General features: G+C 62.8%; 13 protein-coding genes. 10 read left to right on the plus strand and 3 right to left on the minus strand.

The genetic code is table 11. The annotated features are described in order from the left end of the window. Positions 1–73 precede the first annotated feature (73 nt). Both NH448_RS03955 and NH448_RS03960 read right to left on the minus strand, forming a co-directional pair. A complete protein-coding gene (locus NH448_RS03955) occupies positions 74–1435 on the minus strand; it encodes an NCS1 family transporter (protein ID WP_108132433.1) in 1362 nt (453 codons plus the stop codon). 71 nt (positions 1436–1506) lie between these two features. Beyond that, positions 1507–2265 carry an aspartate/glutamate racemase family protein gene (locus NH448_RS03960; RefSeq protein ID WP_045995183.1) on the minus strand — a complete coding sequence of 253 codons (759 nt, stop codon included), beginning with the start codon at positions 2263–2265 and terminating at the stop codon, positions 1507–1509. Positions 2266–3024: 759 nt separating this feature from the next. On the opposite strand from NH448_RS03960, the gene puuE reads away from it, so the two are divergent. The 3 genes from puuE to NH448_RS03975 all read left to right on the plus strand — a co-directional run bounded on the left by puuE (position 3025) and on the right by NH448_RS03975 (position 5457). Beyond that, on the plus strand, positions 3025–3966 hold the full coding sequence (gene puuE / locus NH448_RS03965; RefSeq protein ID WP_045995184.1) for an allantoinase PuuE: 942 nt from the start codon (positions 3025–3027) through the stop codon (positions 3964–3966). 77 nt (positions 3967–4043) lie between these two features. Continuing rightward, complete coding sequence (locus NH448_RS03970; protein WP_045995185.1) at positions 4044–4535, plus strand: ureidoglycolate lyase; 492 nt, start codon at positions 4044–4046, stop codon at positions 4533–4535. Positions 4536–4614: 79 nt separating this feature from the next. Further along, positions 4615–5457: a bifunctional allantoicase/(S)-ureidoglycine aminohydrolase gene (locus NH448_RS03975; protein ID WP_045995186.1), complete on the plus strand. Its 843-nt coding sequence runs from the start codon at positions 4615–4617 to the stop codon at positions 5455–5457. Positions 5458–5524: 67 nt separating this feature from the next. Here the strand turns inward: NH448_RS03975 and NH448_RS03980 are convergent, their stop codons facing one another. Further along, on the minus strand, positions 5525–7579 hold the full coding sequence (locus NH448_RS03980; protein WP_157033153.1) for an EAL domain-containing protein: 2055 nt from the start codon (positions 7577–7579) through the stop codon (positions 5525–5527). A 1-nt stretch (position 7580) separates the two neighbouring features. Between NH448_RS03980 and NH448_RS03985 the strand changes: the two genes are divergently transcribed. The 7 genes from NH448_RS03985 to NH448_RS04015 form a co-directional block, all read left to right on the plus strand. Then, positions 7581–7889, plus strand: a complete 309-nt coding sequence (locus tag NH448_RS03985) for a hypothetical protein (RefSeq protein ID WP_253028421.1) — start codon at positions 7581–7583, stop codon at positions 7887–7889. 361 nt (positions 7890–8250) lie between these two features. Next, positions 8251–10026 carry a glyoxylate carboligase gene (gene gcl, locus NH448_RS03990; protein WP_045994099.1) on the plus strand — a complete coding sequence of 592 codons (1776 nt, stop codon included), beginning with the start codon at positions 8251–8253 and terminating at the stop codon, positions 10024–10026. Between the two features lie 83 nt (positions 10027–10109). Then, complete coding sequence (hyi, locus tag NH448_RS03995) at positions 10110–10889, plus strand: hydroxypyruvate isomerase (protein ID WP_045994098.1); 780 nt, start codon at positions 10110–10112, stop codon at positions 10887–10889. A 19-nt stretch (positions 10890–10908) separates the two neighbouring features. Further along, positions 10909–11820: a 2-hydroxy-3-oxopropionate reductase gene (locus tag NH448_RS04000; RefSeq protein ID WP_331281210.1), complete on the plus strand. Its 912-nt coding sequence runs from the start codon at positions 10909–10911 to the stop codon at positions 11818–11820. A gap of 581 nt (positions 11821–12401) precedes the next feature. Then, positions 12402–13877 (plus strand): pyruvate kinase, encoded by a 1476-nt coding sequence (gene pyk, locus NH448_RS04005; protein ID WP_045994096.1) that lies wholly within the window; start codon positions 12402–12404, stop codon positions 13875–13877. 162 nt (positions 13878–14039) lie between these two features. Then, on the plus strand, positions 14040–14762 hold the full coding sequence (locus NH448_RS04010; RefSeq protein WP_045994095.1) for a GntR family transcriptional regulator: 723 nt from the start codon (positions 14040–14042) through the stop codon (positions 14760–14762). 46 nt (positions 14763–14808) lie between these two features. Then, a partial coding sequence (locus NH448_RS04015; protein WP_253028422.1) for a substrate-binding domain-containing protein occupies positions 14809–15210 on the plus strand: 402 nt, incomplete at its 3' end.

Consider the following 15210-nt stretch of genomic DNA (forward strand, 5'->3'; position numbering starts at 1 on the left):
TTGTTGGAGAGATGGAATGACATGGAGACGACGAGGCCAGAGGCCCCGTCGATAGCTGTACTGATAGGTAGTGTTACTGAGTAAAGCGCTGGCAGCCCTTCCAGTAGCGCATCAGCAGCAGGTAGGTGAGGCCCGCCGGGATCAGGCTTGCGTACCAGGACACCGTGGGCATGCTGAAGGCGGCGACGACACCCACCGCGGTGGCGATGAAGGCGGCCAGATTGACGCCACGGTAAGGGCCGTTCTCGTCGTACAGCTTGTCCAGATCCAGGGTACGGCGGCGAATCAGGTAGTAGTCCACCACCAGCACCGCGAAGATCGGGCCGAGGAAGGAGGAGTAGGTCTGCACGAACACCTGCAGGCCGGCGGCAGACTCGTCCTTGACCAGCTCCCAGGGAAAGGTCGCGAAGGCCAGCAGGCCGACGACCACCGTCGCCTTGCGGAAGCTCATCTTGAAGGTGTCCATCAGCACGTAGGTGGGCGGCACCACGTTGTTGAGCACGTTGGTGGTGACCTGGGCGAAGGCGATGAACAGCAGGGTCGTCATCAGCAGCGGAGTGTTGTCCACGGCGTTGGCGAAGACCTTGATCGGGTCGGCCACGCCGGTGGCCTCGGACACCATGTAGCCGATCAACCCCATGAACAGCGTGCACGGCAGGATCGACATGGCGTAGATGGTGGTCAACAGACCCGGCCCGGTGCCCTTGACGTGCTCGCGGGAGTAGTCGCTGACATTGAGCATCATGGTCGAGTAGATGCCCAGAAACAGCATGGTGGCACCCCAGAAAGGCAGCCCCCAGGAGCCTTCCATGGTCAACAGGTTGGCCGACAGGGCATCGCCGTAGCGGACCACGGTGCTGTAGAACATATAGACCAGCGAGGCCAGGATGAAGGCGCTACCCACGTTCTCCAGCCACTTGATGCCCTGGAAGCCGAGCACCGACAGGCCGATCTGCAGAAACTGAAAGCCGATGAAGAACACGATCAGATTGTCGTAGCCGAACAGGGTGGCCGACACCAGGTTCAGGGCGCCCGCTCCGATCCAGCTCTGAAAGCCGTACCAGACGATGGCCGGCACCGCCCTGACCAGTCCTGGCAGACGAGTGCCCTGGAAACCGAAGGCGCTGCGCGCCTGGACCATGAAGGGAATGCCGTACTTGTAGCCCGCGGCGCCATTGATGGCCAGGGCGATGCCGATGACGAAACAGCCGATGGCGATGGCCACCGTGGCCTGGATCAGGTTGAGGGTGCCGACCACGCTGGAGCCCATGGTGAAGGTGCCGATCGAGACGCAGCCACCGAACCAGGCCAGCAGGTAGGAGGTGCGCCCCATGATACGGGTCTTCTGGGGAGCCAGCGATTCGTCGCCGACGCTCTTGGTGGTGGCCTCGGCGACGCCCTGGGGCTCGCCTGGCCGGGAAGTGGAAGTGGTCATCTTGGACCTCGCTCGTTGTGGATTGTTATGGGTCAAGCCTTGTCATGCGGTCAGGGGGCAGAGGGAAGGGGTCAGCGGCCGGTGGTCTCCAGATCCAGATGGGACAGATGCTGGAAGGTGCCACTGAAAGCCTTGGGTCGGGGAAAGGCGAGGTCACCGGTCTTGCAGGTGCCAAGGCCCAGCCCTACCAGTGCCTCGCTCAGCTTCACCGCCGCCGTCACCCCTTCCACCACCGGCAGGCCCACCTCGCGGCTGATGGTTTCGGTCAGATCGGCCATGCCGCCGCAGCCCAGCACGATGGCGCCGATGCCGTCCTCGTCCCTGGCACGACGGCTCTCCTCGATGATCTTGTCGAGCGCGCAGTCGCTATCGTCTTCAAGGTCCAGCACCGGGATCTCGGCGGCACGCACTCGGCGACACTGGTGACGGAAACCGTACTGGTCGAGCAGGTGCTCGGCGATGATCACGGTGCGTCCCAGGGTGGTCACCACCGAGAAGCGCGTGCTGATCAGGCTGGCCATATGGAAGGCCGCTTCGGCGATGCCGATCACCGGTGCACGGGTGGCTTCTCGCGCCGCCAACAAGCCCGGGTCGCCGAAGCAGGCCACCACGTAGGCATCGACCTGGGCTTTCCTGTCCATGCGCAGGACCTCCTCGACCACGCCCACGGCGCTGATCGCCTCATCGAAATGGCCCTCGATGGAAACCGGGCCACTGACCGGCTGGGAGGCGGTGATGCGCGTGCCTGGCGCGGCGATGGCACTGCCGGCGAGGCGAATCGTCTCGGTCATGCCGGCGGTGGTGTTGGGGTTGATCAGGTGGAGATGCATGCCTGTATCCTTCGTGGACGAGGAATCAATGTCTTTGTACACAAAATAGATCGATATCGGATACGCATCAAGGGCTGAATTGGTCGAACGCGGTTGGCGGGGAAACGCCTTAAAAAACAGTGTATTGAGTATTTTTGTGGTGCGAGGGTCACGATCATGAGGAGTGTGAACTGTAAGTGAATACTGGGTTATCGATATAGTCAGTACAATATAATGGTTATTGTTGTATACAGTTCTTCGTGCATGGACTTCATGCGGCCTGTCGTCATGAACGGTATGGGCAGTGAGGGGAGGGCGTGGGCGTTGCTTCGCGGCGAGTTCTGCGGCGAAGTACGATGTGCCTTTTTCCCCTGGTAGGGGATCGATGAAGGTGTTGCCAAGAAAGTGAGTACAGTCTATTTTTAGTTTGTATACATAATGGCGTGCGGTGACGTCACGCACGGCGCGCGAAGACAGGCGCAAATGCTGCGCCCGGAGGGTAGCGTTCAGCGGAAGTGCCTCGTTGAAACGATCGGCTGAAGCGCGCTGTTCAGGGAGCTCCAGGCGTCGTTGCTCATGTGTCTGGCTAAAAGCGCCTGGTCCCGTGTGCCTGCCACCACGACCCGAGCACCAGGTTCCAGAAACCGTGTTTCAGCTGACCATTCAACCGCAGGCGCCCGGGACCGCAGGTACGCCACCTTGCTCTGTCGCCTATGTACTTGCACGCTCGCACGGCAGTGGTGGCCCCGGCCATCGCCCGACTTTCAGGAGAAGCTACCCATGACAACAACATCCTATCCGCGTGATCTGATCGGCTATGGTCGCACGCCTCCCCATGCCAACTGGCCAGGCAAGGCCAGGATCGCCGTGCAGTTCGTGCTCAACTACGAAGAGGGCGGCGAGAACTGTGTACTCCATGGTGATGCGGGCTCCGAGCAGTTTCTGTCCGAGATCATCGGTGCCGACAGCTATCCCGATCGCCATCTGAGCATGGAGTCGATCTACGAGTACGGCTCCCGTGCCGGGGTCTGGCGAGTGCTGCGGGAATTCGAGCGGCGGGGGCTGCCGTTGACGGTATTCGGAGTCGCCATGGCGCTGGAACGCCACCCTGAACTGGCCCACGCCTTCAAGGAGCTGGGGCACGAGATCGCCTGTCATGGCTATCGCTGGATCCACTACCAGCAGGTCTCGGAGAAGGTCGAGCGGGAGCACATGCGCAAGGCCATCGAGATCTTCGAGCGGCTCTACGGCGAGCGTCCTCAGGGTTGGTACACCGGCCGCGACAGCCCCAACACGCGGCGGCTGATACTCGATGAAGGCGGTTTCCTCTACGACAGCGACTACTACGGCGACGACCTGCCGTTCTGGACCTGCGAGGCCGACAGCCAGGGCCAGCACCATCCGCATCTGGTGGTGCCCTATACCCTGGACAGCAATGACATGCGCTTCGCCGCGCCCCAGGGCTTCAACACTGCCGATCACTTCTTCACCTATCTGCGTGATGCCTTCGATGTGCTCTACGCCGAGGGCGAGGACTCTCCCAAGATGCTGTCGGTGGGCCTGCACTGCCGCTTGATTGGCCGTCCGGGACGTTTTCGCGCCTTGCAGCGCTTTCTCGACCATATCGAGGCCCACGATCGGGTCTGGGTTACCCGGCGGATCGATATTGCCCGCCACTGGGCGGAGCAGTTTCCCGCGCCGACGCCGGCGCCGATCGGCTGACGCAAGCCATCGCCCTGATCTCCCCGAGTGTCGACCGCCTCGGGGAGCCCTTTCTCGCCCGTACTTCAGGAAATACCATGCTCGAATTGACCGCACATCCCCTGACGGCGGAGGCCTTCGCCCCCTTTGGCGAGGTCATCGACGCGCGCAACTCCGCCTCCTTTCCGATCAATGCTGGTCGCACCCAGCGCCACCATGATCTGGTGCCGATCGAGACCCTGGGCGACAACGCGCGGCCGATGATCAGCCTGTTCGTCAGCCAGCCCATCGAGTTGCCGCTGACGCTGTCCTTTCTGGAGCGCCATCCTCTCGGCAGCCAGGCCTTCATGCCGCTGCATGAGGAACGCTTCATCATCGTGGTGGCTCCGGCCGGCGATAGCATCGACCCTGCCGAGGTCCGTGCCTTCGTCACCGACGGCCGCCAGGGCGTCAACTACCGCGCCGGTACCTGGCACGCCATCCAGTCCGTGCTGGAGCGTGAAGGCGAGTTTCTCGTCGTCGATCGCGGTGGTGACGGCAACAATTGCGATGAATACCCCCTCGAGATTCGCGTCACCCTGGGTGAGTGACGAGCCCCGTCGACCGGGCGAAAGACACGGCTTAGCGATACAGCTGCATGGCATATGGGCCAACAACAAGGATTTTTCAATGAGCGCTTCCCAACCGACACGACACTACTATGCGCCCCGCGGTGGGCATCCGGACCAGAAGGTGATGACCACCGACAGGGCGATGTTCACCGAAGCCTTCGCGGTGATCCCCAAGGGCGTCTATCGGGACATCGTCACCAGCAAGCTGCCCCATTGGCACAACACCCGGCTGTGGGTGCTGTCACGGCCGCTGTCGGGCTTCGCCGAAACCTTCTCTCAGTACATCATGGAAGTCGGCCCGGAGGGCGGCAGTGAACGTCCGGAGCCCAACCCTCAGGCGGAAGGCGTGCTGTTTGTTGTCGAGGGTGAGCTTGAGCTGACCCTGGCGGGCCAGGTGCACGTGATGGTGCCCGGCGGCTACGCCTTTATCCCTCCCGGCAGCGACTGGCAGGTGCACAATCGCAGCAAGGAAGCCGTGCGTTTCCACTGGATACGCAAGGCCTACGAACGCGTCGACGGTATCGATCTTCCCGAGCCCATCGTCACCAACGAGAACGATATCGCGCCGACGGTGATGCCGGATTGCAACGAGGTGTGGGCGACCACCCGCTTCGTCGATCCCGACGACATGCGTCACGATATGCATGTGACGGTGGTGACCTTCCAGCCCGGCGGAGTGATTCCCTTCGACGAGACCCATGTCATGGAGCACGGCCTCTATGTGCTCGAGGGCAAGGCGGTGTACCACCTCAACCAGCAGTGGGTCGAGGTCGAGGCGGGAGACTACATGTGGCTGCGCGCCTTCTGCCCGCAGGCATGCTACGCCGGTGGTCCCGGTCCGTTCCGCTACCTGCTGTACAAGGACGTCAATCGGCACATGAAGCTGCCGACGCTGGACTGAGCGACCAGGGCCTCGACCCGGAAAGCGAGCTCGATCGAGGCCCCTGACCCCGCCCCCCTCTCGCCCCTTATAGGGAACCTGCTGCGTGCTGCTCCTGGCGCAGCAGGGTTTCCAGCGCGGGGGCCTCCATCGGGCGGTAGAGCAGGAAGCCCTGCATCAGGGTGACGCCGATCCGCTCGAGGCGAGCCTCCTTGGCGTCCTTGTCCACGCCCTCACAGATGACCTGCAGGCTCAAGTGCCGGCACAACTGGTACACCGATTCGACGACACTGGCCTGGCGGGGCAGGTGGATATTGTCGATCAGCGTCTTGTCCAGCTTGATGAAGTCCACGCCAAGCTGGCTCAGGTAGTTGAAGGAGGAGTACCCGCTGCCGAAGTCATCCAGTGCGAACTGGACGTCCATGGATTGAAACAGCTTGATATCGGAAAGCGTTCGGGGAAGGTCCTCGAGCAGGGCCTGTTCGGTGATCTCGATGCCCAGCGAGTTGACCGGGCAATCGTTGAGCGCATTGAAGAAGCATCGCCGGACGTTGCCGCTGGAAAAGAACAGCGGCGTCACGTTGATGAACAGACGCTTGGAAAACCCTGCCTCATTCCACTGCCGCACATGGTGAGCGGCAGTCCTTATCACCCAGCATTCGATGCCTTCCATGACGCCGGGGTGGTGGCGCAGCACGTCCAGAAACTGCGGGGGATGCAGCAGGCCCTGGGCATCGCGATAGCGCAGCAGAGCCTCGATGTGCTTGATGCGGTGAGTGCTGACGTCGACGATGGGCTGGAAGACCAGTTCGAGCTGGCCTTCGTTCAGCCATTTCAGGGTTCGGTCTGCCTGCTTGATACGACTCCAGCGGCTGACGTTCTCTTCCATCAGCACAATATCCAGGGCGTCATCGCCAAACGCCGAGTCACTTGCATTGCGCGAGGGAAAGACCGGGTATTCGTCCTTGCTGGAGCGCTCGCGGTGAACATAGCGGCGCCACGCCACGCTGTATATCAGCACCCCGCAGCCGATACAGGTCAGTTGCAGCAGCATCGATGGCAGGTAGACGCCGTCGAAGGCCAGGTAGCTCGAGATCAGATAAGGCACCGCCCAGTGGACGCTGTTGGGTGGCGGCGCCACCCAGCCCATGGACATGGCGGCGTAGGCCAGGCTGGCATTGATCGTCGGCACCGAGATAAAGGCCCAGGCCATACGCAGGTTGAACACCAGCGGTATGCCAAAGACCAGAGTCTCGCTGATGTTGAACAAGGTCAGCGGGGCGGAGATGCGCGCCAGCGACTTGTACTCCCGGCGCGAACTCACCACCAGCATCACCAGCATCAGGCACAACACCGAGCCCGCCCCACCCGGGGTGGCGTAGAGGGTGAAGAATTCCGGCGAAGGCAGCCCCAGCACGTCGCTCTTGTTCTGCAGGTATTCGAACACCCCCAGCATGGTGGCGTAGCCGTGGATGGCGAACAGCGACAGCACCTGCAGAAACATCACGAACAGGATGACCTCCAGGTGATAGGGAATACGGTCGACCAGCAGCGCATAGATGTCCTGGGCGTAGCGATCGGCGAGGGCGACGAAGACAAAGCGCAGCACGATGGCCAGCATTACCGCGATCACGCCAGGCAGCACGTAGCGCAGGTTGAAGGTGATCATCTGGCTCATGACCACTCGCTGGGGATGGCTCCGGGTGTTCTCCCGGGCGAACAGCTTGAAGGTGGTGTGGGTCAGCAGGATCGCGGGGTAGATGGCGATGGTCGACCCCAGGCTGCGGGTCTGCTGGCCGACTTCGGCGTAGAGCTGGTCCCAGCCACACAGGATCCAGAACACCGGCAGCGACACCAGCATGACGGCCGGCGCTCGGATACGGTTGTGGCTGTTCAGTGACCAGCTCAACGACAGCAGGATCACTTCGGGAAACAGCTCTCCGAGATAGCGTGCCAGGTGGCTGACATAGACGGCGATGCCGGTGTCGATGCCAGCGAAGTGAAACAGATTGGCGGCCACGGTCACCGCTGCCATCACGATGACGTAGGGCAGGATCGACAGATAGGCGTTGCGAATGGCCAGCAGGGTGCGATGCGCCGACAGGCTGGACAAGCGCTCATCGATATCGCGAAAGTTGGCCATCGTGTCGATCACCGTGGCAGTCGATCTCGAGCGCCCGGTGACGCTTGCGCGCAGGAGAGCGGGGCAGGGGCAAGAGCAAGAGCAAGAGCAAGAGCAAGAGCAAGAGCAAGAGCAAGAGCAAGAGCAAGAGCAAGAGCAAGAGCAAGAGCAAGAGCAAGAGCAAGAGCAAGAGCAAGAGCGTCATTGGCTGGCGCACCGTGAACCGCTGGGCAAGGTTGCCTTCCCTTCTGGTCATCAGAGGCGAATAGGGCGGGTGCCCGCCAATCCGGCGGCCTGTCGTGCTTTAGACCGCACAGTTTATCGAGTATAGCCCGTTGCTGTGCGGGTGAGTGTTGCTGTTCCGCTCACTCTTGTCTTGACGTTTTCTCTGGTTCGAAAGCACGGCGCCGTGCTTTCGAACCTTTCTTTGTCCGCGCGACCGCCAGTTGTCGCGCGATTCTCCCCGATGGGCGACGCCCGCTACGGCACATCTCACCGATCACTCGTTGTTTCAGGGACTTGCCGATGCAAGTTTGCTGACGCCAACAGCTTGATGGAAAAAATTTCCAAAATTGTTTGCGGGGTGCTTGTCTGGCTGCTAGAAATAATGGAAAGAAATTCCAAAAAATCATTTCCGTATAATGTTGCAGTGCAAAAATGTATACAATAATAGATAACTCAGGAGATGCATCATGACTCGCATGACTGCTGCCGACGCCGCTGTTCACGTACTCATCAAGGAAGGTATCGAGGTGGCCTTCGGCGTGCCCGGGGCCGCGATCAACCCCTTCTATTCGTCGATGCGACGCGTCGGCGGGATCGACCATGTGCTGGCGCGCCATGTCGAGGGCGCCTCCCACATGGCTGAAGGCTATACCCGCACCAAGGCCGGCAATATCGGGGTCTGCATCGGCACCTCCGGGCCTGCCGGGACCGACATGATCACCGGGCTCTACTCCGCCAGCGCCGACTCCATACCGATCCTCTGCATCACCGGTCAGGCCCCGGTCAGCAAGCTGCACAAGGAAGACTTCCAGGCGGTGGATATCCAGGCCATCGCCGGGCCCGTGACCAAGTGGGCGATCACCGTGCGGGAGGCGGCCCAGGTGCCGCACGCCTTCCAGCAGGCCTTCCAGATCATGCGTTCCTCGCGTCCGGGGCCGGTGCTGATCGATCTGCCCATCGACGTCCAGTTGACCGAGATCGAGTTCGATGTAGACGCCTATGAGCCCCTGGCGGCCTACAAGCCGCGGGCCAGCCGTGCCCAGTGCGAAAAGGCCCTGGGTATGCTCAATGAGGCAGAGCGCCCCTTGCTGGTGGCGGGAGGAGGCATCATCAACGCCGACGCCGCCGGCGAGCTTCAGACCCTGGCCGAGCTGCTCGGAGTGCCGGTGATTCCGACCCTGATGGGCTGGGGCGCGGTGCCGGACGATCACCCGCTGATGGCGGGCATGGTGGGGCTTCAGACCTCCCACCGCTACGGCAACGCGACACTGCTCGAGTCGGACTTCGTGATGGGGATCGGCAACCGCTGGGCCAACCGTCACACCGGCAATCTCGAGACCTACACCGAAGGCCGCACCTTCGTGCATATCGATATCGAGCCGACCCAGATCGGGCGTATCTTCGGCCCCGACTACGGTATCGTTTCCGACGCCAAGGCGGCGCTCGAGACGATGGTCGAGGTGGCCCGCGAGTGGCGTGAACAGGGGCGGCTCAAGGATCGCAGCGGCTGGGCCGAGTCCTGTCAGGAGCGCAAGCGCACCATGCTGCGCAAGACCCACTTCGACGATGTGCCGGTGAAGCCCCAGCGGGTCTACGAGGAGATGAACAAGGTCTTCGGCCGCAACGCCCGCTACATCAGCACCATTGGCCTGTCACAGATCGCCGGTGCCCAGTTCCTGCACGTCTATCGGCCACGCCACTGGATCAACTGCGGTCAGGCTGGCCCCCTGGGCTGGACCATTCCTGCCGCCCTCGGTGTCTGCCGGGCGGATCCCGAGGCCGAGGTGGTGGCGCTGTCGGGAGACTATGACTTCCAGTTCATGATCGAGGAGCTGGCGGTGGGCGCCCAGTTCAAACTGCCCTACGTCCACGTGCTGGTGAACAACGCCTATCTCGGCCTGATTCGCCAGGCCCAGCGCGGCTTCGACATGGACTACTGCGTGCAGCTCGCCTTCGAGAACATCAACTGCGAGGAGATCGACGGCTACGGCGTCGACCATGTGTCGGTGGTGGAGGGACTGGGCTGCAAGGCGCTCAGGGTCAGCCGGCCCGATGACATTGCGCCGGCGCTGGAGCAGGCCCGCGAGATGGCCCGCCAGCACCGGGTACCGGTAGTGGTCGAGGTCATCCTCGAGCGGGTCACCAATATCGCCATGGGCACCGACCTGACCGGTATCAACGAGTTCGAGGCGCTGGCCGAGAACCTCGAGGATGCACCGAGTTCCATCGCTGCTCTGACCTGATTCAGCTCTAACTGAGAGCGACGGCCGCCGTGGTCTGGCGGTCGTCGATCGACGAAGTGTCTTACGCGCAACAGGAGATTTTCATGGCCAAGTTTGCCGCCAACCTGAGCATGCTGTTCACCGAAGTGGACTTTCTCGATCGCTTCGAGGCCGCCGCCAAGGCCGGCTTCCAGGGTGTCGAGTACCTCTTTCCCTATGACCATCCCGCCGAGGAGATCAAGGCGCGGCTCGACGCCCATGGCCTGACCCAGGTGCTGCACAACCTGCCGGCCGGCGACTGGGCCGCCGGAGAGCGCGGTATCGCCTGCCACCCGGATCGCGTCGAAGAGTTTCGTGCCGGCGTCGACACCGCGATTGAGTACGCCACCGCCCTGGGCTGCGGTCAGGTCAACTGTCTGGCCGGCATCGTGCCCCAGGGCGTCAGTCAGGACGAGGCTCACCGTACGCTGGTCGACAACCTGCGCTACGCCGCCGAACGCCTGGCCGACGCCGGTATCGTGCTGCTGGCCGAGCCGATCAATACCCGTGACATCCCGGGCTTCTTTCTCCATCGCACCGAACAGGCGCTGGCGCTGTTCGATGAGGTGGGCAGCGACAATCTGAAGCTGCAGTACGACATCTATCACATGCAGATCATGGAAGGGGATCTGGCGCCGACGATGGAGCGTCATCTCGCACGCATCGCCCACGTGCAGCTGGCGGACAACCCCGGACGTCACGAGCCGGGCAGTGGCGAGATCCACTATCCCTTCCTGTTCGCCCACCTCGACCGGATCGGCTATCAGGGCTGGATCGGCTGCGAGTACAAGCCGGCCACGACCACCCAGGAAGGCCTGGGCTGGTTCGACCAGGCCAGGGCGTGATCCCGATATTCGTAACCCCCTGAAATATCAGGCAAGGAGAATCACAATGAGCAAGATCGGTTTTATCGGATTGGGCATCATGGGGCGTCCCATGGCGGGACATCTGCTGGATGCCGGGCATGAGCTGGTCAGCGTCAAGCGCGGCAAGCTCGACGCGACCCTGGCGGAAAAGGGGCTCAGTGAGGTCGCAAGCCCCAGGGCCGTGGCCGAGGCCAGCGAGGTGATCATCACCATGGTCCCCGACACCCCGGATGTCGAAGACGTGCTGTTCGGCGAAGACGGCGTGATCGAAGGGCTCAAGCCCGGCACTCTGGTGATCGACATGAGCTCGATCGCGCCCCTGGCGACCCAGGAATTTGCCCGTCGTATTCACGAGGCCGGAGGCGAGTACGTCGACGCGCCGGTATCCGGCGGCGAGGGGGGCGCCATCAATGCCGCCCTGACGATCATGGTGGGCGCCACCGAGGAAGGCTTCAAGCGTGCCTTGCCGCTGTTGGAGGTGATGGGCAAGACCATCACGCATATCGGCGGTCACGGGGCCGGGCAGACCTGCAAGGTGGCCAACCAGATCGTGGTGGCGTTGACCATCGAGGCGGTGTCCGAGGGATTGCTGTTCGCCTCCAAGGCAGGTGCCGACGTGGCCAAGGTGCGTGAGTCGCTGCTGGGTGGTCTGGCCCAGTCGAAGATCCTCGACGTGCACGGCGAGCGGATGATCCAGCGGACCTTCGATCCTGGCTTTCGTATTCGCCTGCATCAGAAGGATCTCAATCTGGCACTGGAAGGAGCGCGAGGGCTCAATCTGGCGCTGCCGGGTACCGCCAACGCTCAGCAACTGTTCCAGTCCTGTGCCGCCCTGGGTGGCAGCGACTGGGATCACGCCGGTATTGTGCGTGCCCTCGAGGCCCTGGCCGATCACGAAATCGGTCAGTAGACGGGTTCGAGCCCTCGGGCCGGCAAGGTCCGGGGGCCGGGCAGGGAGATGACTGCTCCCTGAACGGCGGGTGTGAGGTCGTCACTCGTCGGGATCGCGCAGGCGATCCTTGCTCGCCGATGGGCCCCCCCATTTTTCCCATCGGTGAGCTCTTTTTGCTGTCAGGCGACGCTTGATGCCAGGCGATGCTGACCTGAGCCCTCGTTGTCCTTCTTCCTGGGCATCTCTCTCGTATCGACGGAAAGAGGGATTGCGATAGCCTCTTGAGCAAGGCAGCCTTGAACAGGTATCACTGCTGGCGAGCCCCGCTATCACGAAAGTTTTGTAGTTTAATTACAGGCCGCGATCAAATTTTCCTGCGCTGGAATTGGCGTGCTCGAATTCCGTGATGATCCTTGTCTATCATCAGGTTGCGCCTAACCTTGGCGCATCGTAGAGGTGGTGGCACCAGCATCTTGGCCTTTAGTGGTGGTCGCTACAGCGATCATTTTGTAGTAAAATTACAGGATTCGGATCTGGATGCCATCGAAGTGGCTTCCACCTATCCTGCTTGCGTCATTTTCGAACCAGTCGAGGACAGCATGAGCCAACTCCCGCATACCCCCGTACGTCGTACCAAGATCGTTGCCACCCTCGGGCCCGCCAGTGATCGTGAAGGGGTCCTGGAGGAGATGCTGCGTGCCGGCGTTGACGTGGTTCGCCTCAATTTTTCCCATGGCAGCGCCGACGACCATCGCCGCCGCCTGAACGAGGTCCGGACCATCGCCGATCGACTCGGTCGCAGTGTGGCCGCGCTGGGGGATCTTCAGGGACCCAAGATCCGCATCGCCCGCTTCGCCGAGGGGGCGGTCAATCTGGAAGAAGGCGCTGACTTCGTCATCGATGTGTCGATGGATTCCCAGGCTGGCGACGCCACCCGGGTCGGCTGCGACTACAAGGAACTGGCCGACGACGTGGCCGGTGGCGACCGTCTGTTGCTGGACGATGGCCGCGTGGTGCTGGACGTGGACCGCGTCGACGGCAGCCAGATCCATACCCGTGTGGTGGTCGGCGGCAAGCTGTCCAACAACAAGGGCATCAACAAGCAGGGCGGTGGCCTGTCGGCGCCGGCACTGACCGACAAGGACAAGGAAGACCTCAAGACCGCCATCGATATCGGCGTCGACTATCTGGCCGTGTCCTTTCCGCGCACCGCCGAGGACATGCTGGAGGCGCGTCGCCTGCTGGGCGAGGCCGGCGCCGAGATCGGCCTGGTCGCCAAGCTCGAGCGCGCCGAGGCCGTGGCCTCCGATGAAACCCTGGATGGCATCATCGAGGCCAGTGAGGCGGTGATGGTGGCGCGTGGTGACCTGGGCGTCGAGATCGGTGACGAGAAGCTGATCGGTACCCAGAAGCGCATCATCAAGCATGCCCGCAGCCATAACCGCGCGGTGATCACCGCCACCCAGATGATGGAGTCGATGATCGAGTCGCCGCTGCCCACCCGGGCCGAGGTGTTCGACGTGGCCAACGCGGTGCTGGACGCTACCGACGCGGTGATGCTGTCGGCCGAGACCGCCGCCGGCGACTACCCGGTGGAAACCATCGAAGCCATGGATCGCGTCTGTCTGGGCGCCGAGCGCGAGCGTATCGCCCAGGAGTCCGGGCACCGCATCCACGAAGGCTTCGAGCGCATCGACGAGACCATCGCGCTGTCGGCGATGTACGCCGCCAACCATCTGGAGGGGGTGGCCGCCATCGCCTGCATGACCTCCACCGGTTATACGCCGCTGATCGCCTCGCGCATCCGCTCGGGCCTGCCGATCGTCGGGCTGGCCCACAACCCCATCGCCCAGCGGCGCATGGCGCTGTATCGCGGGGTCATCTCGCTGCCCTTCGACACCAGCGAAATGTCCGCCTCCGAGCTCAACGACCGCGCCCTGGAGCGTCTGGTCAACCACGGCGTGGCCGTGCCGGGGGACCACGTCATCCTGACCCGCGGCGACCACATGAACGCCCACGGCGGCACCAATACCCTGAAGATCCTGGACGTCAACGACGGTCACGTCGCTGGCTGAACCTTCACTCAGCCCGATGCACAGGTTCCGCGCCCGATCCAATGGATCGGGCGCGGTCGTTGTGGGGTGCCACCACTGGTGTATACATATGATGCGCCGAATGTGGTGCAATGGCAGAAAACGTGAGAAGGTCAAGCTTTCCAAGATGATGGGTAGGCAGCAATGAGCAACGCCTGGCAGCAGGAGGTGCTGGCCGAGATCAAGGCCGGGGGACGCATCAGCGATGGGGATATCGTACGCCAGGTTCGCCGAGCCGTGTTGGCCCAGCGGCTGCCGCCGGGCACTCGACTGCCCGAGGTGACGCTGGGCGAGGTGTTCGGCGTGAGTCGTTCGGTGGTGCGCAAGGCGCTGACGCGTCTGGCCTCCGAGTACGTGGTCGACCAGCGTCCCAATCAGGTGGCGCGGGTGCGCTCACCGGACGTCGACGAAACCCGCCAGACCTTTGCCGCCCGGCGTCTGGTGGAAGGTGAGCTGGCGGCGCTGACCGCCGGCACGCTGCCATCGACGGTACTGCTGCAGATCGAGGATCGTGCCGACCGTGAGCGTCAGGCCTTTCTCGCCAATGATGAGCCTTCACGCATCGAACATTCCCTGGCGATCCACCACCTGCTGGCGGAGCATTCTCCCAACCGGGTGCTGGGCACCATGCTCACCGACCTGATCCTGCGCACCTCGATCGTCATCGCGCTGTACAAGCGCCAGGGGCTCGGTAGCTGCTATCTCGAGGGCGATCACCACCGTCTGCTCGAGCACCTGCGCAGTGGCGACGCCGCAGCCAGTCGCAACGACATCGAGCATCACCTCGACAGCCTGATGGGCCTTCTCGACCTGGGACCACGGGACAGCCGTATCGACCTCAAGTCGATCCTGGGCGGCGAGGGTTGAGGCGAGACTCCTTTCTTCCTGATTGCCGCCGCGAGCCGTGTTGATCATGCGTTTTCCCTTGTCGATCCTTCTCCTTGGCCTGTCTCTCGGACTTGCACCGATGTCCGCCGTGGCCGACCGGGTTCACGTCGCGGCGGCGTCTTCGCTACAGCTCGCGATGCCCTCCTTGATCGAGCGCTTCAAGACGAGCGACAGCGACGCCAGCAAGGATGGCGACATCGACCTCAGCGTCACCTTCGGCGCCTCGGGCAATCTTCAGCGCCAGATCGAACAGGGGGCGCCCTTCGCGTTGTTTCTGTCGGCGGACGAGCGCCGCGCCCGGGCCCTCGAGCAGGCCGGGCTGACCCAGGGCGAGGGCGTCGACTATGCCCAGGGCCGGCTGGTCTGGCTGCAGCGTGACGGCCGACCGCTGCCGCCGCAGGACGCACCGCTTGAGGCGGTGCGCGAG

It is taken from the genome of Halomonas sp. OfavH-34-E (assembly GCF_024124525.1).
GTDB classification, from domain to species: domain Bacteria; phylum Pseudomonadota; class Gammaproteobacteria; order Pseudomonadales; family Halomonadaceae; genus Halomonas; species Halomonas litopenaei.

Coding starts and splice junctions, on each gene's coding strand:
- NH448_RS03955 (WP_108132433.1), bottom strand. CDS start 1,435: ATGACCACTTCCACTTCCCGGCCAGGCGAGCCCCAGGGCGTCGCCGAG.
- NH448_RS03960 (WP_045995183.1), bottom strand. CDS start 2,265: ATGCATCTCCACCTGATCAACCCCAACACCACCGCCGGCATGACCGAG.
- puuE (WP_045995184.1), top strand. CDS start 3,025: ATGACAACAACATCCTATCCGCGTGATCTGATCGGCTATGGTCGCACG.
- NH448_RS03970 (WP_045995185.1), top strand. CDS start 4,044: ATGCTCGAATTGACCGCACATCCCCTGACGGCGGAGGCCTTCGCCCCC.
- NH448_RS03975 (WP_045995186.1), top strand. CDS start 4,615: ATGAGCGCTTCCCAACCGACACGACACTACTATGCGCCCCGCGGTGGG.
- NH448_RS03980 (WP_157033153.1), bottom strand. CDS start 7,579: ATGGCCAACTTTCGCGATATCGATGAGCGCTTGTCCAGCCTGTCGGCG.
- gcl (WP_045994099.1), top strand. CDS start 8,251: ATGACTCGCATGACTGCTGCCGACGCCGCTGTTCACGTACTCATCAAG.
- hyi (WP_045994098.1), top strand. CDS start 10,110: ATGGCCAAGTTTGCCGCCAACCTGAGCATGCTGTTCACCGAAGTGGAC.
- pyk (WP_045994096.1), top strand. CDS start 12,402: ATGAGCCAACTCCCGCATACCCCCGTACGTCGTACCAAGATCGTTGCC.
- NH448_RS04010 (WP_045994095.1), top strand. CDS start 14,040: ATGAGCAACGCCTGGCAGCAGGAGGTGCTGGCCGAGATCAAGGCCGGG.